The 24,881-nt window shown below is 61.7% G+C and carries 25 protein-coding genes; 15 read left to right on the plus strand and 10 right to left on the minus strand.

Translation table 11 applies throughout. The features are described from left to right. The first annotated feature begins 76 nt into the window (after positions 1–76). The 4 genes from ATH90_RS05745 to ATH90_RS05760 all read left to right on the plus strand — a co-directional run bounded on the left by ATH90_RS05745 (position 77) and on the right by ATH90_RS05760 (position 2,933). Positions 77–349, plus strand: a complete 273-nt coding sequence (locus ATH90_RS05745) for a type B 50S ribosomal protein L31 (protein WP_098465860.1) — start codon at positions 77–79, stop codon at positions 347–349. 166 nt (positions 350–515) lie between these two features. Beyond that, the gene (gene nosR, locus ATH90_RS05750) at positions 516–1,856 is read left to right on the plus strand and encodes a response regulator c-di-GMP phosphodiesterase, NosR family (protein ID WP_034102378.1); all 1,341 of its coding nucleotides are present in this window, start codon (positions 516–518) and stop codon (positions 1,854–1,856) included. A gap of 166 nt (positions 1,857–2,022) precedes the next feature. Then, complete coding sequence (locus ATH90_RS05755; RefSeq protein WP_069021972.1) at positions 2,023–2,430, plus strand: NUDIX hydrolase; 408 nt, start codon at positions 2,023–2,025, stop codon at positions 2,428–2,430. Further along, positions 2,427–2,933, plus strand: coding sequence for a GNAT family N-acetyltransferase (locus ATH90_RS05760; protein ID WP_034102380.1), 507 nt, complete (start codon positions 2,427–2,429; stop codon positions 2,931–2,933). The genes ATH90_RS05755 and ATH90_RS05760 overlap by 4 nt, the downstream gene beginning before the upstream one ends. A 32-nt stretch (positions 2,934–2,965) precedes the next feature. Here ATH90_RS05760 and metR read toward each other — a convergent pair whose 3' ends face one another. Continuing rightward, on the minus strand, positions 2,966–3,883 hold the full coding sequence (metR, locus tag ATH90_RS05765; protein ID WP_034102381.1) for a transcriptional regulator MetR: 918 nt from the start codon (positions 3,881–3,883) through the stop codon (positions 2,966–2,968). Positions 3,884–4,077: 194 nt separating this feature from the next. Between metR and ATH90_RS05770 the strand changes: the two genes are divergently transcribed. From ATH90_RS05770 to ATH90_RS05790, 5 genes are all read left to right on the plus strand, one after another. Further along, positions 4,078–5,097: an alpha/beta fold hydrolase gene (locus ATH90_RS05770; RefSeq protein WP_034102382.1), complete on the plus strand. Its 1,020-nt coding sequence runs from the start codon at positions 4,078–4,080 to the stop codon at positions 5,095–5,097. A gap of 55 nt (positions 5,098–5,152) precedes the next feature. Next, positions 5,153–5,806, plus strand: coding sequence for a DsbA family oxidoreductase (locus tag ATH90_RS05775; RefSeq protein ID WP_034102383.1), 654 nt, complete (start codon positions 5,153–5,155; stop codon positions 5,804–5,806). 188 nt (positions 5,807–5,994) lie between these two features. Next, positions 5,995–6,915, plus strand: a complete 921-nt coding sequence (locus ATH90_RS05780; RefSeq protein ID WP_069021977.1) for an arginase family protein — start codon at positions 5,995–5,997, stop codon at positions 6,913–6,915. Next, complete coding sequence (locus ATH90_RS05785; RefSeq protein WP_034102385.1) at positions 6,912–7,292, plus strand: DMT family transporter; 381 nt, start codon at positions 6,912–6,914, stop codon at positions 7,290–7,292. The genes ATH90_RS05780 and ATH90_RS05785 overlap by 4 nt, the downstream gene beginning before the upstream one ends. Then, on the plus strand, positions 7,289–7,693 hold the full coding sequence (locus ATH90_RS05790; RefSeq protein ID WP_069021980.1) for an EamA family transporter: 405 nt from the start codon (positions 7,289–7,291) through the stop codon (positions 7,691–7,693). The genes ATH90_RS05785 and ATH90_RS05790 overlap by 4 nt, the downstream gene beginning before the upstream one ends. Before the next feature lie 38 nt (positions 7,694–7,731). Here the strand turns inward: ATH90_RS05790 and ATH90_RS05795 are convergent, their stop codons facing one another. After that, positions 7,732–8,598 carry a fatty acid desaturase gene (locus ATH90_RS05795; RefSeq protein WP_069021983.1) on the minus strand — a complete coding sequence of 289 codons (867 nt, stop codon included), beginning with the start codon at positions 8,596–8,598 and terminating at the stop codon, positions 7,732–7,734. 56 nt (positions 8,599–8,654) lie between these two features. Continuing rightward, entirely contained in the window at positions 8,655–9,425 is a 771-nt protein-coding gene (locus tag ATH90_RS05800) for a MipA/OmpV family protein (RefSeq protein WP_034102388.1), read from the minus strand. A gap of 227 nt (positions 9,426–9,652) precedes the next feature. Here ATH90_RS05800 and ATH90_RS05805 point away from each other — a divergent pair, with 227 nt between their 5' ends. Genes ATH90_RS05805 through ATH90_RS05830 form a run of 6 tightly spaced genes read left to right on the plus strand, consistent with a single transcriptional unit; the run spans position 9,653 to position 17,003 of the window. After that, on the plus strand, positions 9,653–10,354 hold the full coding sequence (locus ATH90_RS05805) for an HAD-IB family phosphatase (RefSeq protein ID WP_098465861.1): 702 nt from the start codon (positions 9,653–9,655) through the stop codon (positions 10,352–10,354). Continuing rightward, the gene (locus tag ATH90_RS05810) at positions 10,347–11,741 is read left to right on the plus strand and encodes an aspartate aminotransferase family protein (RefSeq protein WP_034102390.1); all 1,395 of its coding nucleotides are present in this window, start codon (positions 10,347–10,349) and stop codon (positions 11,739–11,741) included. Before ATH90_RS05805 ends, ATH90_RS05810 begins: the two co-directional genes overlap by 8 nt. Beyond that, positions 11,738–12,691, plus strand: coding sequence for an alpha/beta hydrolase (locus ATH90_RS05815; protein ID WP_034102391.1), 954 nt, complete (start codon positions 11,738–11,740; stop codon positions 12,689–12,691). The genes ATH90_RS05810 and ATH90_RS05815 overlap by 4 nt, the downstream gene beginning before the upstream one ends. 31 nt (positions 12,692–12,722) lie before the next feature. Continuing rightward, on the plus strand, positions 12,723–13,847 hold the full coding sequence (locus tag ATH90_RS05820) for a GNAT family N-acetyltransferase (protein WP_098465862.1): 1,125 nt from the start codon (positions 12,723–12,725) through the stop codon (positions 13,845–13,847). Further along, positions 13,847–15,616 carry a sensor histidine kinase gene (locus ATH90_RS05825; RefSeq protein ID WP_069021991.1) on the plus strand — a complete coding sequence of 590 codons (1,770 nt, stop codon included), beginning with the start codon at positions 13,847–13,849 and terminating at the stop codon, positions 15,614–15,616. The genes ATH90_RS05820 and ATH90_RS05825 overlap by 1 nt, the downstream gene beginning before the upstream one ends. Continuing rightward, complete coding sequence (locus ATH90_RS05830; protein ID WP_034102394.1) at positions 15,606–17,003, plus strand: sigma-54-dependent transcriptional regulator; 1,398 nt, start codon at positions 15,606–15,608, stop codon at positions 17,001–17,003. Before ATH90_RS05825 ends, ATH90_RS05830 begins: the two co-directional genes overlap by 11 nt. A gap of 671 nt (positions 17,004–17,674) precedes the next feature. On the opposite strand, the gene ATH90_RS05835 is transcribed toward ATH90_RS05830, so the two are convergent. The 7 genes from ATH90_RS05835 to ATH90_RS05865 all read right to left on the minus strand — a co-directional run bounded on the left by ATH90_RS05835 (position 17,675) and on the right by ATH90_RS05865 (position 24,717). Beyond that, positions 17,675–18,013, minus strand: a complete 339-nt coding sequence (locus tag ATH90_RS05835; protein ID WP_034102395.1) for a GlpM family protein — start codon at positions 18,011–18,013, stop codon at positions 17,675–17,677. After that, a complete protein-coding gene (gene aauR, locus ATH90_RS05840) occupies positions 18,013–19,362 on the minus strand; it encodes a two-component response regulator AauR (RefSeq protein WP_034102396.1) in 1,350 nt (449 codons plus the stop codon). Before aauR ends, ATH90_RS05835 begins: the two co-directional genes overlap by 1 nt. Further along, entirely contained in the window at positions 19,359–21,260 is a 1,902-nt protein-coding gene (gene aauS / locus ATH90_RS05845) for a two-component sensor histidine kinase AauS (RefSeq protein ID WP_034102397.1), read from the minus strand. Before aauS ends, aauR begins: the two co-directional genes overlap by 4 nt. Before the next feature lie 187 nt (positions 21,261–21,447). Beyond that, entirely contained in the window at positions 21,448–22,182 is a 735-nt protein-coding gene (locus ATH90_RS05850) for an amino acid ABC transporter ATP-binding protein (RefSeq protein ID WP_034102398.1), read from the minus strand. Further along, positions 22,179–22,850, minus strand: a complete 672-nt coding sequence (locus ATH90_RS05855; protein ID WP_034102399.1) for an amino acid ABC transporter permease — start codon at positions 22,848–22,850, stop codon at positions 22,179–22,181. Before ATH90_RS05855 ends, ATH90_RS05850 begins: the two co-directional genes overlap by 4 nt. Further along, complete coding sequence (locus ATH90_RS05860; protein WP_098465863.1) at positions 22,850–23,596, minus strand: amino acid ABC transporter permease; 747 nt, start codon at positions 23,594–23,596, stop codon at positions 22,850–22,852. The genes ATH90_RS05855 and ATH90_RS05860 overlap by 1 nt, the downstream gene beginning before the upstream one ends. Before the next feature lie 194 nt (positions 23,597–23,790). Then, positions 23,791–24,717 (minus strand): glutamate/aspartate ABC transporter substrate-binding protein, encoded by a 927-nt coding sequence (locus ATH90_RS05865; RefSeq protein WP_034102400.1) that lies wholly within the window; start codon positions 24,715–24,717, stop codon positions 23,791–23,793. Positions 24,718–24,881: the final 164 nt, after the last annotated feature.

Raw genomic sequence — 24,881 nt, forward strand, 5'->3', positions numbered from 1 at the left:
AATCGGTTCTCGTTTGGGCGCATGCTTTGTGTTACTGTATAACACATCGAATGCACCCAGACGCCCCGGAGGCCTTATGAAAGCTGGTATCCATCCCGAGTACCGCACCGTGCTGTTCCACGACACCGCCGCCGACGTGTTCTTCCTGATCGGCTCCACTGCCGACAGCGACCGCATCCACTCACACAGCGACGGCAACACTTACCCGTACATTCCTCTGGACGTGTCCAGCGCCTCGCACCCGATCTACACCGGCCAACAGCGCAAGACCCAGGCCGAAGGCCGGATCGCCGGGTTCAACAAGCGCTTCGCTTCGTTCGGCTCAAGCCCGAAAAAAGCCGAGGCGTGAGGCTTGCATGCTTCACCTCGAAAGCCGCTCCGATGCCGGAGCGGCTTTTTTTTGCGTTGATATCGTAAGGCCATCACGCTGCGCAAAACCGACTAGACTACTCTGTAACCGCCAGGAGGGCAGGCCCAGACAATAAGGAACGCACACCGACGATCCGAGGTGTCCCATGGGAGAGTCAACGACGTTCACCGATGCCGACCGTGCCGTGGTGCTGTTGATCGATGCCCACCCGGACGTACTCCACAGCCTGACGCACTTGCTACGGCTGGAGCCCTTCGACGTGCACAGCGCCACGTGCGCTGCCGATGCCCTCGCCATTCTTGCCAGCCAACCCGTCGACCTGGTGATGAGCGCCGCACGCCTGCCGGACATGGATGGCGCCTCGCTGCTGGCGCATGTCCACCAGCACTATCCCCACACTGTGCGGATCCTGCTGACCAGCGAGACCGACCTGACCCTGATCATCAAAGCGATCAACGAAGGTGAGATCTATCGCTACCTGAGCAAACCCTGGAACGATGAAGAGTTGCTGCTGGCCCTGCGCCAATCCCTGGCCCATCAGCATTCCGAGCTGGAACGCCTGCGCCTCGAACAGCTGATCCAGCAGCAGAACGATGAGCTCAAGCAGCTCAATGCCACCCTGGAAAAACGCGTGGCCTCGCGTACCAGCGAACTGCAGCAGACCGCCGACATGCTCGACCTGGCCTACGAAGAGCTCAAGCACAGCTACGCCACAGGCACTGAAGTGTTCTCGCTGCTGGCCAACCTGCGCCTGCCGCGCGCCAAGCAGACCAACCGGCAGATCATCGAACTGGTGCGCACCTGGTGCGTGGCCCATGGTGTGGACGAAGCCAGCAACCGCGACCTGACCATGGCTGCCGCGCTCTACAACATCGGCAAGCTGAGCTGGAGCGACAGCATGATGGCCTCGCCCTCGGACCTGCTGCACAGCAGCGACCGCGAACGTTATCGCGCCTATGCGACCCAGAGCGAGTCGTTGCTGATGACCCTGGAGCCGATGAAAGACGCCGCGCGGTTGATCCGCCATCACCAGGAACGCTGGGATGGCAGCGGTTTCCCGGACCACCTCAAGGGCGAAGCGATTCCCGTCGGGTCGCGCCTGCTTAAACTGGCGGTGGACTTTATCGAACTGCAAAAAGGCCTGATCCTGGAACGGCAGATGAACAGCGACGAAGCGCTGCTCTACATCCGCAAATACGCTGGCCGGCTGTATGACCCGGTGATGGTCGAAGACTTTGTGCTGGTCTGCGCCACTTACCTCAACGACGTGACCCTGGGCGACCCCAACGTCAAAGTGCTTGGCACCCGCGAGCTTGCGGAAGGCATGGTGCTGGCGCGCAATCTCAATGCCGACAACGGCATGCTGCTGCTCAATGCGGGCAAGGTGTTGAACCTGCCGTTGGTGGACAAATTGATTGCGTTTGAGACCATGGAAGGCGCGCGGTACAGCGTGTTCATCAAGGACCACACGGTGATCCCGGGCTGAACACCGTCAACCGTGTGGGAGCGGGCTTGCTCGCGAAGGCGGTGGGGCAATCACCACAGCGTTGCCTGACACTGCGCTTTCGCGAGCAAGCCCGCTCCCACATTGGATTGCGGGGGGGCTTTCGGCATGTGATCCTTACGCTCTTTGCAACCAAGGAAGACCGTTCATGCCCTCCACCATCCGCATCGCCGCCGCACTCCTGATCGGCAGCGACGGCCAGACCCTGCTGGTGCGCAAGCGCGGCACCCAAGCCTTCATGCAACCAGGCGGCAAGATCGATGCGGGCGAGCAGCCCGCCGAGGCCCTGGCCCGTGAGCTGCACGAAGAACTGAACCTGCGTATCGACCCCGGCGCCGCGGTCTACCTTGGCACGTTTTCCGCGCCGGCGGTCAACGAGCCAGGTTTCACGGTGGAAGCCGAGCTGTTCCAGGTCCAGATCGACGTCGCGGTCAACCCGGCCGCCGAGATCGAAGAGGTGCGCTGGATCGATCCGGCCGGTGATGGTGGCCTGGTCCTGGCACCGTTGACGCGGGATCTGATCCTGCCGTTCTATCGCGCATCGTTGACGGCATGATCATCCGCACGCTGGGGGCCGACGACGCCGAGGCCTACCGGGCGTTGATGCTGGAGGCCTATGAGGCGTATCCCCAGGCGTTCACCTCCAGCGTGGCCGAGCGCGCCGCGATGCCATTGAGCTGGTGGCAGAAGCGCCTCGACAACCCGCTTGATCGGTTGCTGGGCGGGTTCCATGGGGATGAACTGGCGGGCATTGTCGGCCTGGCGTTCGAGCCACGGGAGAAGGCGCGGCACAAGGTGACCTTGTTCGGTATGTACGTGACGAAGGCTTGCCAACTCAAAGGCCTGGGCCGTCGACTGGTCGAGGCGGCGCTCGATGAAGCCCGCCAGCACCCGCGCCTGAAAGTGATCCAACTGACCGTCACCGCCGGCAATGACGCCGCCTTTGCCTTGTACCAGCGCTGCGGCTTCATCCAGTACGGCCTGGAGCCGCTGGCGGTGCGGGTAGGCGTTGATTATTTCGACAAGATCCACATGTGGCGCGAATTGCACGACCGGTGATAGCGACCACAATTGATCTCATCGGCTGTGCGCTAGCGCACCGCGCTGACCCCATCCAAGGTGGAAAACGAGGTGTCCTTGGCAGTCAGCAAGAAGTCGCGCATATACGGCGCGTCCAGCATGTCCGCACGGATCCCTGCATACAGCGTCGCAAACAAGCCTTTCTCGCCCAGGCGCTTGGCCTTCACGTAGCCGCGCGAGCTGTATTCATGCAGCGCCCAATGGGGCATGCCGCATACGCCGCGGCCGCTGGCTACCAGCTGCATCATCATCACCGTCAGTTCCGAGGTGCGCACCTGGGCCGGTTCGACGTCGGCCGGTTCCAGGAAGCGGGTGAAGATGTCCAGGCGGTCGCGCTCCACCGGGTAAGTGATCAGGGTTTCGGTCAGCAGGTCCTCCGGCACGATGTACGCCTTGTGCGCCAGCGGGTGCTGGTTGGCGACCGCGAGCATGGCTTCGTAAGTGAACAACGGCACGTAGGTGATGCCGGGCAACTCAAGTGGGTCAGATGTCACCACCAGGTCCAGATCGCCCCGGGCCAAAGCAGGCAAGGGCGCAAAGGCGAAGCCTGAGGCCAGGTCCAGCTCGACTTCCGGCCACGCGTCGCGGAACTGGTCGATGGTTGGCATCAGCCACTGGAAGCAACTGTGGCACTCGATGGCCATGTGCAAACGCCCGGCAGTGCCGCCGGCCAACCGTGCGATATCGCGTTCGGCACCGCGCAGCAACGGCAGGGTGGCATCGGCCAGTTGCAGCAGGCGCAGGCCGGCGCTGGTGAAGCGCAGGGGCTTGGTCTTGCGCACGAACAAGGGCATGCCCAGGCGCTCCTCCAGCTCCTTGAACTGGTGGGACAGCGCCGACTGCGTCAGGTGCAGGCGCTCGGCGGCTTCGACCAGACTGTCGGCTTCGCGCAGGGCGTGCAGGGTCTTGAGATGACGGATTTCGAGCACGGGCTCTCCATGAGTACAATTTGTGACGAATCGAAAGGCCGTGAGTTTGTCTCATGTTGGCAGGCCTGTCGACAAGCAGGTCCACCAGGACCGTTGAGCACTCTTCATCAAACTGTCACGTAACTGTGGCAGCGCGCTTGAACAAACTTCATCAGACTCGCGCTCTACTGGGGTTCTGCGTTTCGGTGTTTTTCATGCGCGTGTTGCTTTTACTGGCCGCTCTATTGTTCGGCCTGCCGTCTTTTGCGGCTTCTCGATGTGACGTCAATGTCCCGACCCAAACGGTCGACCTGGCTCAGGTGAGCATCGCCTACCAGAGCATCGGCCGTGCGTCCGACCCGGCCTTGCTGCTGGTGATGGGGCTGGGTGGGCAGTTGATTCATTGGCCCGACGAAGTCGTCGTTGCCCTGTGCCAGCAAGGGTTTCGGGTGATCCGTTATGACAACCGTGACGTCGGCTTGTCCACTTGGCGCCAGGCGCCCGCGAATGCCAACCTGACCTTCGAGGTGTTGCGCTACAAGCTCGGCCTGCCGGTGGCGGCGCCGTACACCTTGACCGACATGGCCGATGACGCCATCGGCCTGATGGACGCCTTGCAGATCGAGCAATTCCACGTGCTGGGGGCGAGCATGGGCGGGATGATCGCCCAGCACCTGGCCGCCATGGCGCCGCAGCGGGTCGAGAGCCTCACACTGATCATGACCAGTTCCGGCGCCGAAGGCCTGCCGGCACCGAATGCGGCGCTGGTGCAATTGCTGTCGCGGCGCAGCGCGCCGAACCGTGAAGTGGCCTTGGAGCAACAAGCCGATCTGCTCGCCGCGCTGGGCAGCCCGAACGTAAAGGATGATCGCCAGGCCTTGTTGCACCAGGCGGCGCTGTCCTATGACCGGGCCTTCAACCCGGACGGCGTGAAGCGCCAGATCATGGCGATCCTCGCCGAGCCGAGCCGTGTGCCGTTGCTCAACCAATTGCGCGTGCCGACCCTGGTGGTGCACGGTACCGCCGACCCGTTGCTGCCGGTGATGCATGGCGTGCACCTGGCGGCGCATATCCAGGGCAGCCAATTGAAGCTGATCCCCGGCCTGGCCCATCGTTTCCAGGAAGCCTTCAAGGCGCCGTTGCTGGCGGCGGTGCTGCCGTACCTGCAAGCGCATCGCGAGGACGCCGCGCACTGGGCGCAGGTCGATCCGGTCGCCCCTTCGAAGCTGCTGTGACATTGGTGTATCGTGCAACCTTTGCGGCCCATTCAAGCCAGCGAGGTTGCCTGCCATGAGTACTCCCCTGAAAATCGATTTCGTCAGCGACGTGTCCTGCCCCTGGTGCATCATCGGCCTGCGCGGCCTGACCGAAGCCCTCGACCAGCTTGGCGCCGAAGTGCAGGCCGAGATCCATTTCCAACCGTTCGAACTGAACCCGAACATGCCTGCCATCGGTCAGAACATCGTCGAGCACATCACCGAGAAATACGGCTCCACCGCCGAAGAATCCCAGGCCAACCGTGCGCGTATCCGCGACATGGGCGCCGAGTTGGGCTTTGCCTTTCGTACCGATGGCCAGAGCCGTATCTACAACACCTTCGACGCACACCGCCTACTGCACTGGGCCGGGCTCGAAGGCTTGCAATACAACCTCAAGGAAGCGCTGTTCAAGGCCTACTTCACCGATGGGCAGGACCCGTCCGACCACGCCACCCTGGCGATCATCGCCGAAAGCGTCGGCCTGGATATCAAGCGGGCGGCCGAGATTCTCGCCTCCGATGAATACGCCGCCGACGTGCGTGAGCAAGAGCAGCTGTGGATCTCCCGTGGCGTGAGCTCGGTGCCGACCATCGTGTTCAACGACCAGTACGCCGTGAGCGGTGGCCAGCCGGCAGAAGCCTTTGTGGGTGCGATTCGCCAGATCATCAACGACGCGAAAAACTAAAGCCGATCACGGTTCAAAATGTGGGAGCGGGCTTGCTCGCGAATGCGGTGGGGCAGTCAACACTTCAGTGACTGATTTACCGCATTCGCGAGCAAGCCCGCTCCCACATTGGTCAGTCACCGTCTTCAAGAGTTGTGCTGGCCCGTCCCTTGCATTGACCCCCTAAAGCCATTAGGGGGCACATTGCCTTGAACATTCTTGACCTCGACCACAGCCTCACGGGCCAGGCCCCGATTGCCCGGCGCCTGGCCAGTGGCCGCGCCACCCGTATCGACCTGCTGGACCTAGGGCCCAAGCTGCGCCTGTGGTCCACCGAAAAAACCTGGAAGCGTTTCACCGAACGCCTGGCCCAACGGCCCCGGCCCACGGATGCGCGGCCGGAAATCCTGTTTGTCGGCTCCGGTGATTATCACCACCTTACGCCGGCGTTTCTCGCCGATCTCAAAGAGCCCATCAGCCTGATCCATTTCGACAACCACCCCGACTGGGTACGCTTTGCGCCCAAGCGCCACTGTGGTTCATGGGTCAACCGCGCGCTGAAAATGCCGGCGATCAAACGCATCGTCACCCTCGGCCCGTGCAGCGATGACCTGCATAACCCGCAACTGCGGGGTGGCAACCTTGGCGCCCTCAAGCGCGGGCATTTGCAGCTGTTTCCCTGGCAGCATGCGCCTTCCAAGGTCTGGGGGCGGGTAGGGGACGGCGCCGGCCATCGGCAGCAGGAAGACCACCTGCACTGGCGCAACCTGGCCGAGCTGGAGTGGACGGCTTTCCTGGAGCAGATGATCAGCAGCCTGCCCACCGAGGCGATCTGGATCACCGTCGACAAAGACGTGCTCGCCAGTGAAGACGCGGCGACCAACTGGGACCAGGGCGGCATGCGCCTGACTCACCTGCTGCAAGCCCTGCGGGCCTTGGCGGCGCGCAAGCGCATCATCGGCATCGACGTGTGCGGCGAGTTTGCCCAGCCTGCCTTCAGCAATGCGTTCAAGCGCTGGGAGGCCAAGTCCGACCAGCCGCCGCCGGAGCGCTGGAGCGCGGCGGACCTGCAGCGCAACGCCGCCACCAATGAAGCCCTGATCGACCTGTTTGAGGAGCTGTTCCCGTGACCCTGACCGTCGTGTTGCTGGTGGCGTTTTCCATCGTGCTCGATGTGATCGGCCAGCTGTGTTTCAAGATCGGCCTGGACCGGTTGCCCGAGCTGGAGGGCGGCTTTCGCCTGAACGCGTTCTGGGGCCAGGTGTTCAATGCGCCGCTGCTGTGGGCCGGGATCGGCGCCTATGCGATCGAATTCTTCGTGTGGCTCGAGGCCTTGTCCCGTGCACCGTTGAGCCTGCTGTTTCCAGCCGCCGCGCTGGCGTATTGCGGCGTGGTGCTGGCAGGCAAGGTGGTGCTGGGCGAGACCGTCAGCCGCCGCCGTTGGTTGGGTACGCTGGTGATTACCTTGGGTGTGATGTTGGTCGCGATTGCGGGGAGTCAGGCATGAGTACGCAGACGATGAATACGGGATGGCTGCACGGGCGCTTCGGCACGGTGGTGCTGTGGGCCTTGTTGATCGGCACCGAAAGCGCCGGCCAGCTGTTTACCAAAGTGGCTGGGGATCAATTGGGCCAGATGGATTTCAACTGGCAATGGCTGGGCGAGGTGGCCCGCAACCCTGGGATCCTGGCGGCGATTGCCAGTTACATCGGTGCGTTTTTCGTGTGGATGCTGATCCTGCGGCGCAGCAGCCTGTCCTTGGCGTTTCCGCTGAGCTCACTGGTGTTTGTGGTGGTGCTGCTGGGGTCGTGGCTGGGGCTGGGAGAACATATCAGCCCGCTGCACTGGGTGGGGGTGGCGGTGATTATCGCCGGCATCGCCCTCCTGGCCGAAGGCGAAGAAAACTGACGGTCCCCTGCAGGAGTCGGCTTGCCGGCTCCTGCAGGTCAGGGTTTGCGGTGCGCCACCAGGAAGCCCAACCCGTGTGACACCGAAATCGCCTTGACCCCCGCCTCACGCTGCTGTTGGGCAATCTCCCGATGAAACGCCTTCACTTTGGTCCAGTGCATCTTCGGCCGGTAGTGGTGTTCGGCGTGGTAGCCGTTGTTCATCCAGATCAGGTTGTACAGCACGCTGTAGGAACTCACGCCCCAGGCAATCGGCAGGTCAGGGTTGCCACCGAAGTGTTCGTAGTATCCGTTGAGCGATGACAGGCACTGGCCCAGGTACCAGAACGGCAATAGCCACAGCACCGCCTGCCAGTTGTAGAACGCCAGGGCGATATAGAACGCCACGGTCACGCCGATCTCGACCTTGACCCAGCGCGCATCGGCCGGGCGCTTGCGCTTCATTTCGTCATAGAACGGCTTGGGATCGTCGCGGAAAAAACTCAGGAAGGTATAGGCCCAGGGGTTCTCCGGCTCGCCATTGTGGCCGCGCTGGTAGATCGACAGCGGGTCGATGGTTTTGCCATCCGGGCCGGGCAGGTCGGCGTTGCCACGGTGATGGCGGTTGTGGATATCGCGGTAGAGCGTCTGGGAAAACCCGATGGTCACCGACAGCAGCAGGTCGAAGGCCCGGTTCATCGCACGGTGGGTGAAGTAGGCGTTGTGGATCTGGTTGTGGGAGATGCTGTTGATGCTCCACGACAGGCTCACTGCGTAGACCAGAGCCAGCGGAACCAGGGCCCACCAGCTCAGGCTGTGGAAAGCGGTAACCAGCCAGATGACAAAGGCGAAATGCGCCAGGCCCAGGGCGATGGGCACCAGGTCCCAGAGTGAGTGATGCAGCAGGCGGTAAGCGGGGCGAGCCATGAGGAATGTCCTGGAAAAATGGATTCCAGGACCTCATTGCAAACCCCAGACCAACCTCAATCGAACGTATAGCTGATGGCCGTCTGCACTTGGCCCTGGTTCACGTCGCCGGTCTGCCGGACGATGCTGCTGTCCGCCGCCGAGCCCACCAGGTGTACCCAGCTGGCGCTGGTCAACAACGACCATTTGGCCGCCAGGGGAAACTCGAAACTCTGGGTCAGCGTCACGTTCTGGAAGCCACCGCTGGCGTTGTACGGGCGAATACCCGACGCGGCCGCCTCGTTGTCATCCACGCCGAAAAACGTCTGGGTCTGGCGTGCATCGGCGAAGTGCGCCACCAAGCCACTGCTACCGATAATCCCGTTGCCCAGCGGATAGCCAAGCTCGCCACCGACCTTGCCCAGTGCGCCGCTCTGCGAGTGGCCACCGCCGACGGCTTGGCCCAGCTGTGCATACACCCGCCAGAAATCAGCCGGCGCGTATTGGATGAAACCCCCTACCTCGGCCATGTCCGACACATTGCGCAGCCCCTGCAGCGCGCCGTTCGAGGTGCGTCCCTGCAGGTAGTTGATGTACGGGCCGGCGGTAAAGCCGTTGCTGTCCAGGGCGCTCCAGGTCAAGCCGTCATCGGTACTCAGGCTGAGAGTGCCCCAGTCCAGATCGAAATAGGGAACGGGCCGCGTTTCGTAGCGGCTGCCGGTAGGGTCATGGGGTTGGTAGCTGACGCCTGCACCGACTTCGCCGGTGATACCGTCGGCCTGAGCCGCGTTTGAAACGCTCCAGAGGCCCAGTAAACCGGCCAGTGCAGCGCAAGTGATCCTCAACATGGTCACTGTTCCTTGATTGATTACGTGCGCATGAACGCGCGAACGGCCGCCCTCGCGCAAGCACTCATCTTGTTTGTAGCAAGCTACAAAAATTGTAGCTCCCACGACACAAATCACCCTTCATGCCGAGCAAAGCCCCAGCCCCGCTGGGCTTGCGCCAGTTGGCACAGTCCCTGCTCTACCCCTGTTGCAAGCGCACAGAGCGCGCTCCTCCTAAGGTAAACGCAATGATCCACTGGCATATCGTGTGTGACTTCGACGGGACCATTACCCCCACCGATGTCATCGACAACGTCCTCCAACGCTTCGCCGGCCCCGAGTGGGAAACCATCGAACAGGAATGGCTGGATGGGCATATCGGTTCACGCGAATGCCTGAGCCGCCAACTGGCACTGATCAAGGCCACGCCTTCGCAGCTGCTGGCGTATTTCGACAGTGTCGAGATCGATCCGGACTTCCCGGACTTCGTCGATCACGTGATCGGCCTGGGCGCGTCCATCGAGGTGGTCAGCGACGGCATCGAGCAGGGCATCGCGCGGATCCTGTCACGCAACTACGTGACCTTGCTGCCGATCCTCGCCAACCGCCTGCGCCAGGTCGACCAGAACAGCTGGCGCATCGACTTCCCGTATGCCAGCGATGCCTGCCGCGCCGCCTCCGGCAACTGCAAGTGCAAGTCCACCCCGCGCAACAAGCGCGTGCTGGTGATCGGCGATGGCAAGTCCGACATGTGCGTGGCCTCCACCGCCGACTTCGTGTTTGCCAAGGGCAGCCTCGCCGACTACTGCGTGGCCAACAACCTCCCTCACGCGCGCTTCGACACGTTTGCCGAAGTGCCCGCATTGCTGGCGCTGCTGCCACAAGGCATTGCCGCCAACGCCACCTCCTTTACTGCTGCTGACAATCAGGAACTCTTCCATCATGTCTGATATCCGTATCGCTACCGCCGAAGACCAGGTGCTTCTGGATAAAGAAGCCAAGTACTGCTCCTACGGCGACACCGTCCACTACATCGAGCCGCCACGTATTTTCAGCCGCTGCGAAGGCTCCTACGTGTGGGACACCGAAGACCAGGCCTACCTTGACCTGCAAATGTGGTACTCGGCGGTCAACTTCGGCTACGCCAACCCGCGCCTGAACAACGCGCTGAAACAGCAGATCGACACCCTGCCGCAAATCGCCAGCCAGTACCTGCACAAGGGCAAGATCGAGCTGTCGGAAATGATCGCGGTCGACGCCAAGAAGAAGTTTGGCCTCGACGGTCGCGTGCACTTCAACGTCGGCGGTTCGCAGTCCATCGAAGACTCCCTGAAAGTGGTGCGTAACGCCACGAACGGCAAGAGCCTGATGTTTGCCTTCGAGGGCGGCTACCACGGACGTACCCTCGGCGCGTCGTCGATCACCTCCAGCTACCGCTACCGTCGCCGCTACGGCCACTTCGGCGAGCGCGCGCAGTTCATCCCGTTTCCGTATCACTTCCGTGGCCCGAAAGGCATGACCAAGGAAGAATACGGCAGCCACTGCGTGCAGCAATTTGCGCGCCTGTTCGAGACCGAATACAACGGTGTATGGGACCCGAAAGTCGGCCAGAGCGAATACGCCGCGTTTTACGTCGAACCGATCCAGGGCACCGGTGGCTACGTGATCCCGCCGATGAACTTCTACCGCGAACTCAAGCACGTGCTGGACCAGCACGGCATCCTGATGGTGTCCGATGAAATCCAGATGGGCTTCTACCGCACCGGCAAGTTGTGGTCGATCGAGCACTTCGACGTGCAGCCGGACGTGATCGTGTTCGGCAAGGCACTGACCAACGGCCTCAACCCACTGGGTGGCATCTGGGCCCGTGAAGAGTTGATCAACCCGAAAGTCTTCCCGCCAGGTTCGACTCACTCCACCTTTGCCTCCAACCCGTTGGGCACGGCGGTAGGCCTGGAAATGTTCAAGATGACCAACGAAGTCGACTACGGCGCGATGGTCATGGCCAAGGGCAAGTTCTTCCTCGAAGGCCTGCAAGACCTGCAGAAACGTTTCCCGATCATCGGCGATGTCGACGGCCTGGGCCTGGCGCTGCGCTGCGAAATCTGCGGCCCGGATGGTTTCACGCCGGACAAGGCGACCCTGGACTACATGGTCGAAGAAGGCATGAAGGGCGACATGGTGGTAGACGGCCAGAAACTCGGCCTGATCCTCGATGTGGGCGGTTACTACAAAAACGTGATCACCCTGGCACCGTCCCTGGAAATCAGCTATCCGGAAATCGAGCTGGGCCTGAAGCTGCTCGAACAACTGCTGGTGCGGGCGACTCGCCGGTGAGCCAGGCAGAGATCGACCTCGGTGAAGGTGATGCCGGCTTCGTTCTCGGTGAAGGTCCGGTCGGGATCCTGTTGATCCACGGCCTGACCGGCACCCCGACGGAATTGCGCCAGGTCGCCAAGGGCCTGGCCAAGGCGGGTAACTGCACGGTGTACGTGCCCACCCTGGCCGGGCATTGCGGCGACAACAGCGACCTGCAAGCCACCGGCTGGCGCGACTGGTACGAAGGCGTGCGCAAGACCTTCGTGGGTGTCAAACAGCGACACCCGCAGGTGTTTGTCGGTGGCTTGTCCATGGGCGCGGTCATGTCGATGTACCTGGCGTCGGAGCATCCGGGCGAAGTGGCCGGGTTGCTGATGTACTCCACAACGCTCAAGTACGACGGCTGGAGCATCAACAAAATGGCATTCATCACGCCGTTGTTGATCCGTATCCCGTTTGGTGTGCGTCTGTTCCGCTTTACCGAAAAGCCACCCTACGGCATCAAGAACGAACGTTTGCGTGCCATCGTTGAACGGCAGATGAAAGAAGGCGAAAGCAGCGAAGCGGGCTTGTTGACGATGGAAGGGGTGACTGTCCGGGAATTGCACTGGATGAACGCCGTGGTCAAGAAACGCATGCCGCAGATCAAGGTGCCGGCACTGGTGCTGCACTCCATCGAGGATGACATCACCAGCCGCTGGAACGCGGACTACGTGGAGCGCCATCTCGGCGGGCCGGTGACCAAGATCCTGTTGGACAACTGTTACCACATGATCACGGTCGACCTGCAATACCGGCGGGTGATCGAGTTGAGTGCCGACTTCGTCGAGCAGCACGCGGGCTTAAAACCAACGCGGGTCGATGTGGGAGCTGGTTTGCCCGCGATGCGGACACCTCGGTCTATCAATGAAACCGAGGCGATGCCATCGCAGGCAAGCCAGCTGCCACACACGCACGTGCACATCTGATCGGTGCTGGCCCAAGAAATAAGGGAAACCTGTGATTACCACCCAAGCGTTCCCGACCATCCGGGCCCTCCAGCGCAGCGCCTGGAACGACTGTTTTCCGGGTGCCTTGGAGGACTGGGACTATTACGTCGCCGTGGAAAACGCCGCCATTGCTGATTTCCAGTGGCGGTACCTGGCGGTTTACCAGGATGGAACGCTGGTGGCGGTGGCTGCCGCGTTCATCACTCATTATCGCCTCGACACCACGGTGTCGGGTGCCGGCAAGCGCTTGGCCGAGCGTGTGGAGCGCCTGTGGCCGGGGCTTTTGCAACTGGGGCTATACGCCCTTGGTTCGCCGGTGGCCGAACGTTGCGACGCCGGTTTCGCCAGCGGCGTGCCGCACGCGAGTCGTCCGCTGTTGCTCAAGCACCTGCTGCAGGCTGCGCGCCGGGATGCCGATGAGTTTGGCGTCGGCCTGGTGGCGGTCAAGGACGCGCCGAGCAAAGACCCGCATTGGCTCGAGAGTTGCCGGGCGGCAGGCTTCCAAAGCATGCCGAGCTTGCCCTCGGGCGTATTGCCGCTGCCGTACGGTTCGGTGGACGCCTACCTGGGCTCGCTGGGTAAATCCACCCGCAAGGACCTGCGCCGCAAACTGCGCGCGCCGGGGCCGCGGGTGGAGTGGCGGCGCAACATCGACGACGTGCTTCCCGAGGTCATGCGCCTGTACGAGGCCACGCTCACGCGCGCCGAATTGCAATTCGAGCGGCTGCCCGCCGGCTACTTCACTGGCGTGCTCGAACGGCTTGATGAACGCGCGGTCTGTGTTCTTTACTGGGTGGACGAGCACCTGGTGGCGTTCAACCTGGTCCTGGTGGATGAACACCGGTTGGTGGATAAATTCTTCGGGCATGACGTCGAATTCACCCGCGACTACAACCTGTACTTTCGCAGTTGGTTGACCAATGTCGACTACTGTATTGAGCACAATATTGCGTTGTATGAGTGCGGGCAGGCCGGGTATGCCAGTAAGCTGCGCCTGGGCTGCGAGTTCCAGGGCAACAGTGTGTTTTTCCGCCACCGCAACCGGCTGGTCAACGGCCTGCTCATGTTTGTAAAACTGTTTATTCGACCGGATCGTTCCGACCCTGCCATGGCTGCTGCGATAAGCGAAACCTGATGATCACCAAGACCCGCCAGAAAGCCCGCCCCTTTGCCATTTCGCGTTGGAGCGTCCAGCGCAAGCTGGTGCTGGCGTTCTGGTTGGTCAGCGTGATTCCCACCATGATCGCGGCCGAGTTGGCCGCTACCACGTTGTCGCAGATCTTCGACAGCAACGTGCGCATCTGGCTGCAGGAGTCGACCAAGATCGTCAAGGACGAGATCGGCGACATCCTTCATGACAACGCACGCATGGCCAAGCTGTTCCTGCGCTATACCAGCCCACCCTCCAACCGGCAGGCGGCCAAGCATGACCGGCTGACCGCCGACATTGCCGATGCGACGGATATCGACGTGGTCGCACTGATCCGCGTCAGTGACCACAAACTGGTGTTCAGCACCGCCTCCGACGACATCGTCAAGCAGATCAGCCTGACCAGCAATGCGGTGTTGCAGACGGTGCAGGTGGCCGGGGTGAGCACCGGCATCGTGGTGTCCACCTTCGAGACCACGCAGGACGGCGTCGATTACCTGCTGCTGGTGGCTACGTACCTGGACAGCAGTTTCCTCACCAGCGTGGCCGATGTGCATTCCCTCGACCTGCGCCTGTACCTGGCGAACCCCGAGGGTTTCTCCGAAATCTTTTCGACCCAGCGCTTCGAGGATCACCCCTCGCGCATTCCCAAGAATGTCGAAACCGCGATGCGCAGCACCAAGCAGCCCAGCGAACAGTTCACCAATAACTACAGCGGTCTCTACTGGCCAATCTTCAACGACGCCGGCGACTTGCAGGGCGTTATCTTCAGTGGCCTGCTGCGCCACACCAGCCTGGTGGGGCTGGTGAACCAGAGCAATCTGTTCGTGCTGATCTTCCTGCTCAGCTCGGCACTGTCGTTGGCGGCGGGGGTGTTGGTGTCACGGCGCCTGACCAAGCCGTTGCGCGACCTGTCCCAAGGCGTGAGCGCGGTGATCTCCGGCAATTACGCGCACCGTGTGGTGGTCAGCGGCGGTGACGAACTGGCGCAGTTGAGCAGCACCTTCAACCATATGACCGAGCGCCTGGGAGAGTTGCATCACCTCGAAGCCCAGTTGCGCCGGCGTGATCGCCTGCACGCCCTGGGTGAAGTCGCCATGGGCCTGGCCCACGAGATCCGTAACCCGCTGGGCATCATCAAGACGGCCACGCAACTGCTGCACCGCCGCGCCGACCTGCCGGACACCGACAAGCGTCATCTGGAATACGTGATCAGTGAAGTCAGCCGCATCAACGACCTGATCACCGAGTTCCTCGACTTCGCCAAGCCCAACCCGCCGTTGCGCGTGTTGCAGCCCGTGCGCCCGCTGGTGGAGGAAATACTCGGCTTCTGTGCCCCGGAACTGGCCACCCACAACATCGACGCGCACATCGATGACCAGGCGCCGGGGGCGACGATCTACGCGGACGCCAAGCAGCTCAAGCAGGCATGCCTCAACCTGATTATCAACGCCATCGATGCAATGCCCGAAGGCGGGCGCCTGACCCTGGGCATTCGCACGCACGACGACAACACCGTGATCAGCATCGCCGACACTGGCCAGGGCATTCCGGCGGACATGATCGAGCGTATCTTCACGCCATTCGTCACCACCAAGGCGTCAGGCACCGGGCTGGGCCTGGCCAAAGTCTATTCGATCATGGAAAGTCACGACGGCAGCATCGAATGTGCCAGCGAGAAAGATGCCGGCGCCACCTTCAGCCTGTACATTCCGGCGATTGGCGAAGACGACGAGGACAGTCATGACGCATAACATTCTGGTAGTCGACGACGAACCCAAGCTCTGCGACCTGCTGGCGTCGGCCCTGGGCCAGAACAACGTGCAGGTGTTTATCGCCGGCAACGGCCTGCACGCGCTCAAGGTGCTGGAGCAGGAAGACATCGACCTGGTGATCAGCGACTGGCGCATGCCGGGCATGGACGGGCCGGCGCTGCTGGCCGAGATCAAGGTGCGCTACCCCCACGTACCCGTGATCGTGATGACCGCCTACAGCACCGTGAAAAACGCCGTGCAGTCGATGCGCAACGGCGCCTACGACTACATCGCCAAGCCGTTTGACATCGACGAGCTGGACATCACCGTGGCCAAGGCCCTGCAGTTTCGCGACATCATGCGCGACAATGCGCGCTTGCGTGCCGAGTTGGACGAGCATGCGCAGTTCGACAGCCTGGTGGGCGACAGCCCGGCATTTCGCAAAGTGCTGCAAGCAGTGGACTCGGTGCGCGACAGCAGCGCTACCATCCTGCTGACCGGCGAAAGCGGTACTGGCAAGGAAATGGTCGCCCGCGCCATCCACAAGCACGGCAGCCGTGCTGACAAACCGTTCGTGGCGGTCAACTGCGCGGCCATCCCGGAGGGCCTGCTGGAAAGCGAGATGTTCGGTCACCGCAAAGGCGCGTTCACCGGTGCCGTGGCTGATCGGGTAGGGCGCTTCCAGCAAGCCGACAAGGGCACGCTGTTTCTCGACGAAGTGGGCGATATGCCCCTGGCGTTGCAAGCCAAGATTTTGCGTGCATTGCAGGAGCGCGTGATCGAACCGGTAGGCGATCCCCGCGAGCGCAAGGTGGATGTGCGGGTGATCGCCGCCACCAACAAGAACCTGCTGGACGCGGTGGCCAACAAGGAGTTTCGCGAAGACCTGTATTACCGCCTCAACGTGTTCCCGATCCCGTTGCCCGCGCTGCGCGAGCGGGTGGAAGACATTGCGCCACTGGCCCGTCACTTCGCCCAGACCCTGAGCGCCACCGCCGGCAAACGCATTACCGGTTTCAGTGCCGAAGCGTTGCAGGCCATGGCGGCGTATCACTGGCCGGGCAATATCCGCGAGCTGCAGAACTGCGTGGAGCGCGCGACCATCGTTGCGGCGTCGCCAGTGATCGAAGACATCGACCTGCCGGGTTACCTGTTTGCGTCGAAGCCGAGCGAGGGCGGCGTAACGGCCATCCTCAGCGACGGGCCGGGCATTCCCCAGGATTTGGACGCGGCGCTGGCGGAGGTGGAGAAGGCCTATATTCTGGCGGCGTTGCAGGAGAGCAATGGGGTGCAGGCTGCTGCGGCGGCGAAGATCGGGATTTCCGAGCGCAGCTTCTGGTATCGCCTGAAGAAGTTGGGCATCCAGGTCGACAAAATCGTGCGCTGATCGCTGGGTCAGCCACCGATGCAACTGTGGGATCTGGCTCGCCCGCGAAGGCGGCCTGACAGCCGACCGCAATCTACCGGTAAGGCCACGATCCAACTGTGGGAGCGGGCTTGCCTGCGAAGGGGGCCTGACAGCCGACCGCAATCTACCGGTAAGGCCACGATCCAAATGTGGGAGCGGGCTTGCCCGCGAAGGCGGCCTGACAGACGACCAGGAGATTGGATCAGACCGGGTACATATCCGTTATCTAGGTAACGGCTGCTATGGGTTCCGCTCTTACAGCGGGTCACTTTGGAAAAGCCCCAAAGTAACCAAAAGGCTCTTGCCCCAACACTCGGCACCTCGCCTAGGCTCGGTGTGCCCGTAATCCGACAGTGATTTGGGGGGCCGCCGCCACGCGCCCTCCATGGCGCGGGGCAGCTAAACCGGCATCCCTGCCGGTTTACCCCCCAAATCCCTGTCGAATTCCGGCCAGCGTGTTTGACGGGGCGCCTAAGATCAAGATCAACAGCAAGAGCAAGGCGGCCTGGCAGCCGGCCTGAGTGGGTGGATCAAAAGCAGCTAGGTGTATGAGCTGGCTTGCCGGCGATGCAGGCGACTCGGTATAGGAGGCACACCCAGGCGGTGCCATCGCCGGCAAACCAGCGCCCATATTGTTTGACCGAGCGGGGTCAGGAATGGATGCGGACCCAGACGCTGACCAATATCGTCGCGGCCATCAACCAGGCGACCGCCGCTACCGCGAGTGACGCCTCCAAGCGCATCCGGTCCACCATCACATACAACGTGGCCAGGTACACAAAGTACGGAATGATCGACCACATCCCGAACAGGATCGTGGTCTTCAAATCGTCCACCGAACGGCCCTTGCCGACGATGTAGTGGGCAATCAGCGCAAAGGTCGGAAACAGTGGCACCAAACCGGCGATGTAATAGTTTTTGGTCTTGGCCAGCGCGGCCAGAATCAACACCACTGCCGCGCCGAGGGCGGCCTTCAATACCAGATCCATCAGTGGCTCAACCCGTATTTTTTGACTTTGTCGAACAGCGTGGTCTTGGCCATTCCCAGTTCCTGGCTGGCCTGGGTCAGGTTGCCGCCGCTGCGTTGCAGCGCATCGTTGAGCAGGTTGCGTTCGAAGGCTTCCACCGCCTCGGTGAAGGCCAGGCCATGGCTGCCGCTGCTGGCGCCGCTTTTCTTGAAGGCGGGCAGGCCGAGGGCGAAGCGTTCGGCGACATTGCGCAGTTCGCGCACGTTGCCGGGCCAGTCGTGGCTCATCAGGCTGGACAGGGTCTGGTTGTCCAGCTCCGGCACACTGCGGTCAAAACGTAGGGACGACTGCTGCAGGAAATGTTCGAACAGTTGCAGGATGTCTTCGCGGCGCTCACGCAGCGGCGGCAGTTCCAGGGTCACCACATTGAGGCGGTAATACAGGTCGCTGCGGAACTGGTTGGCGCGGCTCAGTTCATCGAGGTCAGACTTGGTGGCGGCGATCACCCGGCAATCCACCGACACGCTCTGGTTCGAACCCAGGCGTTCCAGGGTGCGTTCCTGCAGCACCCGCAGCAACTTGATCTGCAGGTTGATCGGCATGCTTTCCACTTCGTCGAGGAACAACGTGCCTTCGTGGGCGTGTTCGATCTTGCCGATACGACGCTTGCCGGCACCGGTAAACGCATTGGCTTCGTGGCCGAAGATCTCGCTTTCGAACAGGTTCTCCGGCAGGCCTCCGCAGTTCAGCGCGACGAACTGATGGTCGTGGCGCCGGCTGAAATCATGCAGGCAGCGCGCGACCAGTTCCTTGCCGGTGCCGGTCTCGCCCTCGATCAGCACGTTGGCCGACGTGTCGGCAACGTTGGCGATCAGCTCACGCAGGTTTTGCATGGCCGGCGAGCGGCCAATGATGCGGCCTTCCAGCGAGTCGCGCTCGGCCAGTTGGCGGCGCAGCGACCAGACTTCGCGCGCTAGCCCGCGTTGCTCCAGGGCGCGGCGGGCCACGTCCACCAGGCGTTCGGGGGAGAAGGGTTTTTCCATGAAGTCGTAGGCGCCGTTGCGCATGGCGCCGACGGCCATGGAAATATCGCCGTGCCCGGTGATCAGCACCACTGGCAGGCTCTTGTCCAAAGCCTTGAGGCGCGTGAGCAGTTCCAGGCCGTCGATCCCCGGCAAGCGAATATCACTAATGACAATGCCCGCGAAGTTCTCGCCGATGCGCTTCAACGCTTCTTCGGCACTGCCCACGCCGACGCTGGGAATGTCTTCCAGGGCCAACGCTTGCTGGCAACCCAGCAGCACATGGGGGTCGTCTTCGACGATCAGTACGGTGAGGTCGTCTTTAAGGGCTGTAGCGTCTGTATTCATGTCGACTCAGCTTTTTGAGCGCCCGCCAGAGGCAGGCACAAGACAAAGGCCGTTCCACCACTGGCCGGGTGTTCCACGGCGAGGGTGCCGCCGGTGGCCGCCGCCAGGCTGGCGGACAGCGTCAGGCCCAGGCCCAGGCCTTGCTCGCCGGGTTTGGTGGTGAAGAACGGTTCGAACAAATGCTTGCGTGCCTCGGGGTCGATACCGTGGCCATTGTCGCGCACTTGCAGGCGGTATTTGCCCTCGCTGCTGCTGCCTTCCAGCCAGAGTTCGGGGGCCGGTTGCGCTTGCATGGCGTCGAGGGCATTGCCAATCAGGTTGACCAGGATCTGTTCCAGGCGCGTCTGGTCGATTTGCAGTTGGGCGTTGGAAAAGTCACGGTGCAGGGTCAGTGGCTGGCTGTCCAGGCGTGCGCCGAGTACTTGGAACGTGGCGTCCACCGCCTTGGCGAGGCTGGCTTCGCCCTGGTCGTCACCACGCCGGGCGAAGGAGCGCAGGCTGGCGGTGATGCGGCCCATGCGGTCGATCAGTTCGTTGATGGTCTTGAGGTTGGCGCTGGCCGTGTCCAAGGCGCCGCGCTCAAGGAAGCGCACGGTGTTGCCGGACAGGGTACGCAGCGCTGCCAGCGGCTGGTTCAATTCGTGGGCAATGCTGGTCGACATCTGGCCGATGGCTGCCAGCTTGCCGGCCTGCACCAGCTCATCCTGGGCGCGGCGCAGGGTTTCCTCGGCCTGGCGCCGTTCACGAATCTGGCCCTTGAGCCGTTCGTTGCTGGCGCGCAGGTCGGCGGTGCGTTCGGCAATCCGCCTCTCCAGTTGGCTGTTGGCTTCCTGCAGGGCTTCACGCGCGGCGAGGCGGGTGGCGATAACTTTGCGACGCTCGTTCCAGGCAATCAGCAAAAACGCCACCAGGCCAAACGCAACCGCCACCAGGATGCCCTGGTTGATCGCTGCGCGGCGCAGGTCGTTGAGCGGGGTGAGCAGGGTGAAATTCCACGGTGTGTCGTTGAGCGGGCGGGTTTGGGCCAGGTAACTGACCTCATGCTCGTCGTTGACCACTTCGCTGTTGGCCGGAAAGGTCAACTTCTCGGTGCCTTCGTTCAGGCGTTCGCGGGCCAGGGGTTCGAGCTCGTTGAGCGTCGCCCAGTAATATTGGAGGCTGTGGGCCAGGCGGTCCTTGGTGTCATCGCTTAGCGGGCGCACGGCCTTGAGGCGGCGGGCCGGGTCGCTGGAGAGAATAATGATGCCGTTCTCATCACTCACGAAGGCTTCGAGACGTGCGCGTTGCCAGCGTTCTTCCAACGCTTCGAGGCGTACCTTGACCACGGCGACGCCGATGATCTTGCCGTGCTCTTCCAGGCCGTGGGCCAGGTAGTAGCCGGGTTCGCCGTTGGTGCTGCCGATGCCATAGAAACGCCCAGGCTGGCCACGCACGGCGTTCTGGAAATACGCGCGGAACGACAGGTCTTCACCCTGGTAACTGTCGGCATCGCGCCAGTTGCTGGTGGCCAGCACGCGGCCGGTGGTGTCCATCACGTAGATGGCCCGACTGCGACTGCGTCGGTTCAGGCCTTCGAGGTAGTCGTTGACGGTCTTGCGGGTTTCCTGGTTCGGGTCGGCCAGCAGCGTGGAGACGCTGGACTCCAGTTCCAGCAGGCTGGGCAGGTAGGTGTATTTGCTCAGTTCGCTTTCGACAGTGCGGGCGTGCAGCTCCAGTTGGCGTTCGCCGGTGTCGCTGAGGGTGCGGATGCCATAGTACTCGCTGATCCAGAAGCCGATATAACCCAGGCCGATCATCAGGGCGATGATCAACGGTGGCAGGAACAGTTGGCGGATCAGGCGTGGTTTCACGGCAAGTGATGGCGGTGCGGCGCGAAATTGGTTGGGGTCGCATTTCATCACAGATGCCTTGGGTCAACCAGAGCTTGCCGGCCTGCGCAGTCCAATGTGGGAGCGGGCTTGCTCGCGAAGGCGGTGGGTCAATGAAAAATGTACCGACTGACACTACGCCTTCGCGAGCAAGCCCGCTCCCACACAAGCCCACTGTTACATGGGCCCGGTTTCTGCAGTGGAAGCTCTGTGGGGCTTAGTGCTGCAGGATTTTCTCAAGGAAGTGCTGCGCGCGCTCGGAGCGGGCGTTGATGTCGCCGAAAAATTCTTCTTTCGGGCAGTCTTCGATGATCTTGCCGGCGTCCATGAAGATCACGCGGTCGGCCACTTTACGGGCGAAGCCCATTTCGTGGGTCACGCACATCATGGTCATCCCTTCGTGGGCCAGTTGCACCATCACGTCGAGTACTTCGTTGACCATTTCCGGGTCCAGCGCCGACGTCGGTTCGTCGAACAGCATGACGATCGGGTCCATGGCGAGGGCGCGGGCAATGGCCACACGTTGCTGCTGGCCACCGGAGAGTTGGCCCGGGTGCTTGTGGGCGTGCGCCGACAGGCCCACGCGCTCCAGCAGTTGCAGGCCCTTCTTGGTGGCTTCTTCCTTGCTGCGGCCAAGTACCTTGATCTGCGCGATGGTCAGGTTTTCGGTGATGGTCAGGTGCGGGAACAGCTCGAAGTGCTGGAACACCATGCCCACGCGTGAACGCAATTTCGGCAGGTCTGTCTTCGGGTCGGCAATCGAGGTGCCGTCCACGACAACGTCGCCTTTCTGGAACGGTTCCAGCGCGTTGACGCACTTGATCAGGGTGGACTTACCCGAGCCAGACGGCCCGCACACCACGATCACTTCGCCTTTCTTAACCTCGGTGCTGCAATCGGTCAGCACCTGGAAGTCGCCATACCACTTGTTGATGTTCTTGATAGAGATCATACGGCAAACCTTTTTTGCAGACGCTTGACCAGCAGCGAGGCGGAAAAGCTGATGATGAAGTAGACGACACCGGCAAAGATCAGGAACTCATTGGAGCGGCCGATGATGTCGCCGTTCGAGCGGGCGGAGTTGAGGAAGTCCACCAGACCCACGGTGTAGACCAGCGAGGTGTCCTGGAACAGGATGATCGACTGTTGCAGCAGCAACGGGGTCATCTTGCGGAACGCCTGGGGCAGGATGATCAGGCGCATGGTCTGGCTGTAGGTCATGCCCATTGCCTGTGCCGCCGCCATCTGGCCCTTGGGGATCGACTGCACGCCGGCCCGCACGATTTCACAGAAGTACGCGGCTTCGAACATCATGAAGGCCACGACGCAGGAAGTGAACGCGCCGATCGGGGTGTCTTCGCCGGTGATCCAGCGCAATACGAACGGCACCGCCAGGTAGAACCAGGTGATCACCAGCAGCAGCGGGATCGAGCGGAAGTAGTTCACATAGGCGCCAGCCACACGTGACAGCAGTTTGCTGGAGGACAGGCGCATCAGCGCCAGGATCGTACCCAGCACGATACCGCCGACCACGCCCATGACCATCAACTGCAGGGTCATGACCATGCCGTTCCACAGGCCCGGGATGGCGGGGATGATGCCGCTGAAATCGAATTCCATTATTTACCCCCCACGGAGATCAGGCCGGGCACCGCGACTTTCTTCTCGACCACGCGCATCAGCAGCATCAGGCTCATGTTCAGGGTGAAGTAGATCAGCGTGGCCAGGGTGAAGGCTTCAAACAGGTTGGCCGAGAACTCGGCGGTCTGTTTGGTTTGCGCCAGCAGTTCCATCAGGCCGATCAAGGACGCCACGGAGGAGTTCTTGAAGACGTTGAGGAATTCCGAGGTGAGCGGCGGAATGATGATCCGGTAGGCCTGGGGCAGCAGCACGTTCCAGTAGATCTGCGGCAGCTTGAAGCCCATGGCGCGCGCGGCGGATTCCTGGCCACGTGGCAGCGCCTGGATGCCGGTACGCACTTGCTCACAGACACGGGCGGCGGTGAACAGGCCGAGGCACACCACAACGCTCAGGTAGGCCGAGGTGGTCGGGTTGAGGTCTTGTTTGTACCAGTCCTGCAGGTTCTGCGGCAGCATATCGGGTACCAGGAAGTACCAGATAAACAGCTGAACCAGCAGCGGCACGTTACGAAACAGTTCCACGTAGCAGGTCGCGATGCCCGATACGATGCGGTTTGGCACGGTGCGCATGACGCCCAGAATGGACCCCAGCAGCAAGGCGATAATCCATGCCACGACAGCGATGGCGATGGTCCAGCCCAAGCCAGCGATGTACCAGTCGAGATAAGTCTCGCTGCCCACGCCAGTGGACTTGAAGAACACGCTCCAGTCCCAGTTGTAATTCATTAGGGTCTCCCCTCGAGATCGATCGATGTACAAGCACCCGCTTGGGGAAAATCCATTCCCGCCTGGCGATGAACGCCAGGCACACGCGATCGGCTCGAAAACCGCCCGGTCGAGTGTTCCAAAGTAAAGCCAGCAGGTAGTAACAGACGCCTGAGGGAGGGTTGGCTCCCTCAGGAGATAAGCTTAGTCAGGTATCAGATTTTTACGTCAGGTGCTGGTTTGTCGCTTGGGTTAGCGATCAGCTCCTTAACCTTGTCGCTCATCGGGAAGTTCAGGTTCAGGCCTTTTGGTGGGATCGGGCTCTCGAACCACTTGCTGTAGATCTTGTTGATTTCGCCGGATTTGTACAGGGCAACAATGGCGTCATCGACCGCTTTCTTGAAGGCTGGATCGTCTTTACGAACCATGCAAGCGTAGGCTTCGAAGGATTGCGGGGTACCGGTGATGACCCAGTCGTCCGGCTTCTTGGCCTTGGCTTCTTCGCCGGCCAACAAGGCGTCGTCCATCATGAAGGCAACGGCGCGGCCGCTTTCCAGCATCTGGAAGGATTCGCCGTGGTCTTTGGCGGAGATCACGTTCATGCTCATCTGCTTGTCGGCGTTCATCGCTTTGATGATGCGCTCGGACGTGGTGCCGGCGGTGGTCACGACGTTCTTGCCTTTCAGGTCGGCGAAGTCGGCGTAGCTCGGCTTGCCATCCTTGTCTTTCTTGACCAGCAGGCGGGTGCCGATTTCGAAGATGTTGACGGTGAAATCAACTTGCTGGGCGCGTTCGGCGTTGTTGGTGGTGGAGCCGCACTCGAGGTCCGCGGTGCCGTTCTGGATCAGCGGAATACGGGTTTGCGAAGTGACCAGGTTGTACTTGGCCTTCAGGTCGGGTTTGTTCAGGTCTTTTTTCAGTTGCTCGACAACGGCCAACTGAATGTCGTGGGAATAGCCCACTGGCTTGCCCGAACCATCCGCGATGTAGGAGAACGGAATGGAGCTGTCGCGGTGAGCGAGAGTGATGGTGCCGGAGTCGTTGATCTTCTTCAGCGTGCCGGTGAGTTCAGCGGCGAACACTGGAGTGCTGATCAGAGCAGCAGCGATAGCTGCGCCCAGAATATGGGGAACGATGCGCATCAATACTTCCTCGACATTTGTTTTTTTTATGAAGCCGGCTAAACGGCTCTCTTGTACAGCGAATGCCCGTGACGGCTCCTGAGGCGTCCCAGGCAATCGTCCAAGAGTGTAGAGCATGAGTCGTGCCAGGCCAGCAGTAAAAGGCTAACTCTATGATTTATAGG

Origin of the sequence: Pseudomonas lurida (assembly GCF_002563895.1) — a bacterium.
GTDB classification, from domain to species: domain Bacteria; phylum Pseudomonadota; class Gammaproteobacteria; order Pseudomonadales; family Pseudomonadaceae; genus Aquipseudomonas; species Aquipseudomonas lurida.

What these genes read in the sequence shown, in the direction of transcription:
- ATH90_RS05795 (WP_069021983.1), bottom strand. Translation starts at nt 8,598, where the DNA reads ATGGCTCGCCCCGCTTACCGCCTGCTGCATCACTCACTCTGGGACCTG.
- ATH90_RS05835 (WP_034102395.1), bottom strand. Translation starts at nt 18,013, where the DNA reads ATGGATCTGGTATTGAAGGCCGCCCTCGGCGCGGCAGTGGTGTTGATT.
- ATH90_RS05775 (WP_034102383.1), top strand. Translation starts at nt 5,153, where the DNA reads ATGAGTACTCCCCTGAAAATCGATTTCGTCAGCGACGTGTCCTGCCCC.
- ATH90_RS05760 (WP_034102380.1), top strand. Translation starts at nt 2,427, where the DNA reads ATGATCATCCGCACGCTGGGGGCCGACGACGCCGAGGCCTACCGGGCG.
- ATH90_RS05805 (WP_098465861.1), top strand. Translation starts at nt 9,653, where the DNA reads ATGATCCACTGGCATATCGTGTGTGACTTCGACGGGACCATTACCCCC.
- ATH90_RS05860 (WP_098465863.1), bottom strand. Translation starts at nt 23,596, where the DNA reads ATGAATTACAACTGGGACTGGAGCGTGTTCTTCAAGTCCACTGGCGTG.
- ATH90_RS05810 (WP_034102390.1), top strand. Translation starts at nt 10,347, where the DNA reads ATGTCTGATATCCGTATCGCTACCGCCGAAGACCAGGTGCTTCTGGAT.
- ATH90_RS05855 (WP_034102399.1), bottom strand. Translation starts at nt 22,850, where the DNA reads ATGGAATTCGATTTCAGCGGCATCATCCCCGCCATCCCGGGCCTGTGG.
- ATH90_RS05745 (WP_098465860.1), top strand. Translation starts at nt 77, where the DNA reads ATGAAAGCTGGTATCCATCCCGAGTACCGCACCGTGCTGTTCCACGAC.
- nosR (WP_034102378.1), top strand. Translation starts at nt 516, where the DNA reads ATGGGAGAGTCAACGACGTTCACCGATGCCGACCGTGCCGTGGTGCTG.
- ATH90_RS05800 (WP_034102388.1), bottom strand. Translation starts at nt 9,425, where the DNA reads ATGTTGAGGATCACTTGCGCTGCACTGGCCGGTTTACTGGGCCTCTGG.
- aauR (WP_034102396.1), bottom strand. Translation starts at nt 19,362, where the DNA reads ATGAATACAGACGCTACAGCCCTTAAAGACGACCTCACCGTACTGATC.
- ATH90_RS05850 (WP_034102398.1), bottom strand. Translation starts at nt 22,182, where the DNA reads ATGATCTCTATCAAGAACATCAACAAGTGGTATGGCGACTTCCAGGTG.
- ATH90_RS05830 (WP_034102394.1), top strand. Translation starts at nt 15,606, where the DNA reads ATGACGCATAACATTCTGGTAGTCGACGACGAACCCAAGCTCTGCGAC.
- aauS (WP_034102397.1), bottom strand. Translation starts at nt 21,260, where the DNA reads ATGAAATGCGACCCCAACCAATTTCGCGCCGCACCGCCATCACTTGCC.
- ATH90_RS05790 (WP_069021980.1), top strand. Translation starts at nt 7,289, where the DNA reads ATGAGTACGCAGACGATGAATACGGGATGGCTGCACGGGCGCTTCGGC.
- ATH90_RS05755 (WP_069021972.1), top strand. Translation starts at nt 2,023, where the DNA reads ATGCCCTCCACCATCCGCATCGCCGCCGCACTCCTGATCGGCAGCGAC.
- ATH90_RS05825 (WP_069021991.1), top strand. Translation starts at nt 13,847, where the DNA reads ATGATCACCAAGACCCGCCAGAAAGCCCGCCCCTTTGCCATTTCGCGT.
- ATH90_RS05865 (WP_034102400.1), bottom strand. Translation starts at nt 24,717, where the DNA reads ATGCGCATCGTTCCCCATATTCTGGGCGCAGCTATCGCTGCTGCTCTG.
- ATH90_RS05770 (WP_034102382.1), top strand. Translation starts at nt 4,078, where the DNA reads ATGCGCGTGTTGCTTTTACTGGCCGCTCTATTGTTCGGCCTGCCGTCT.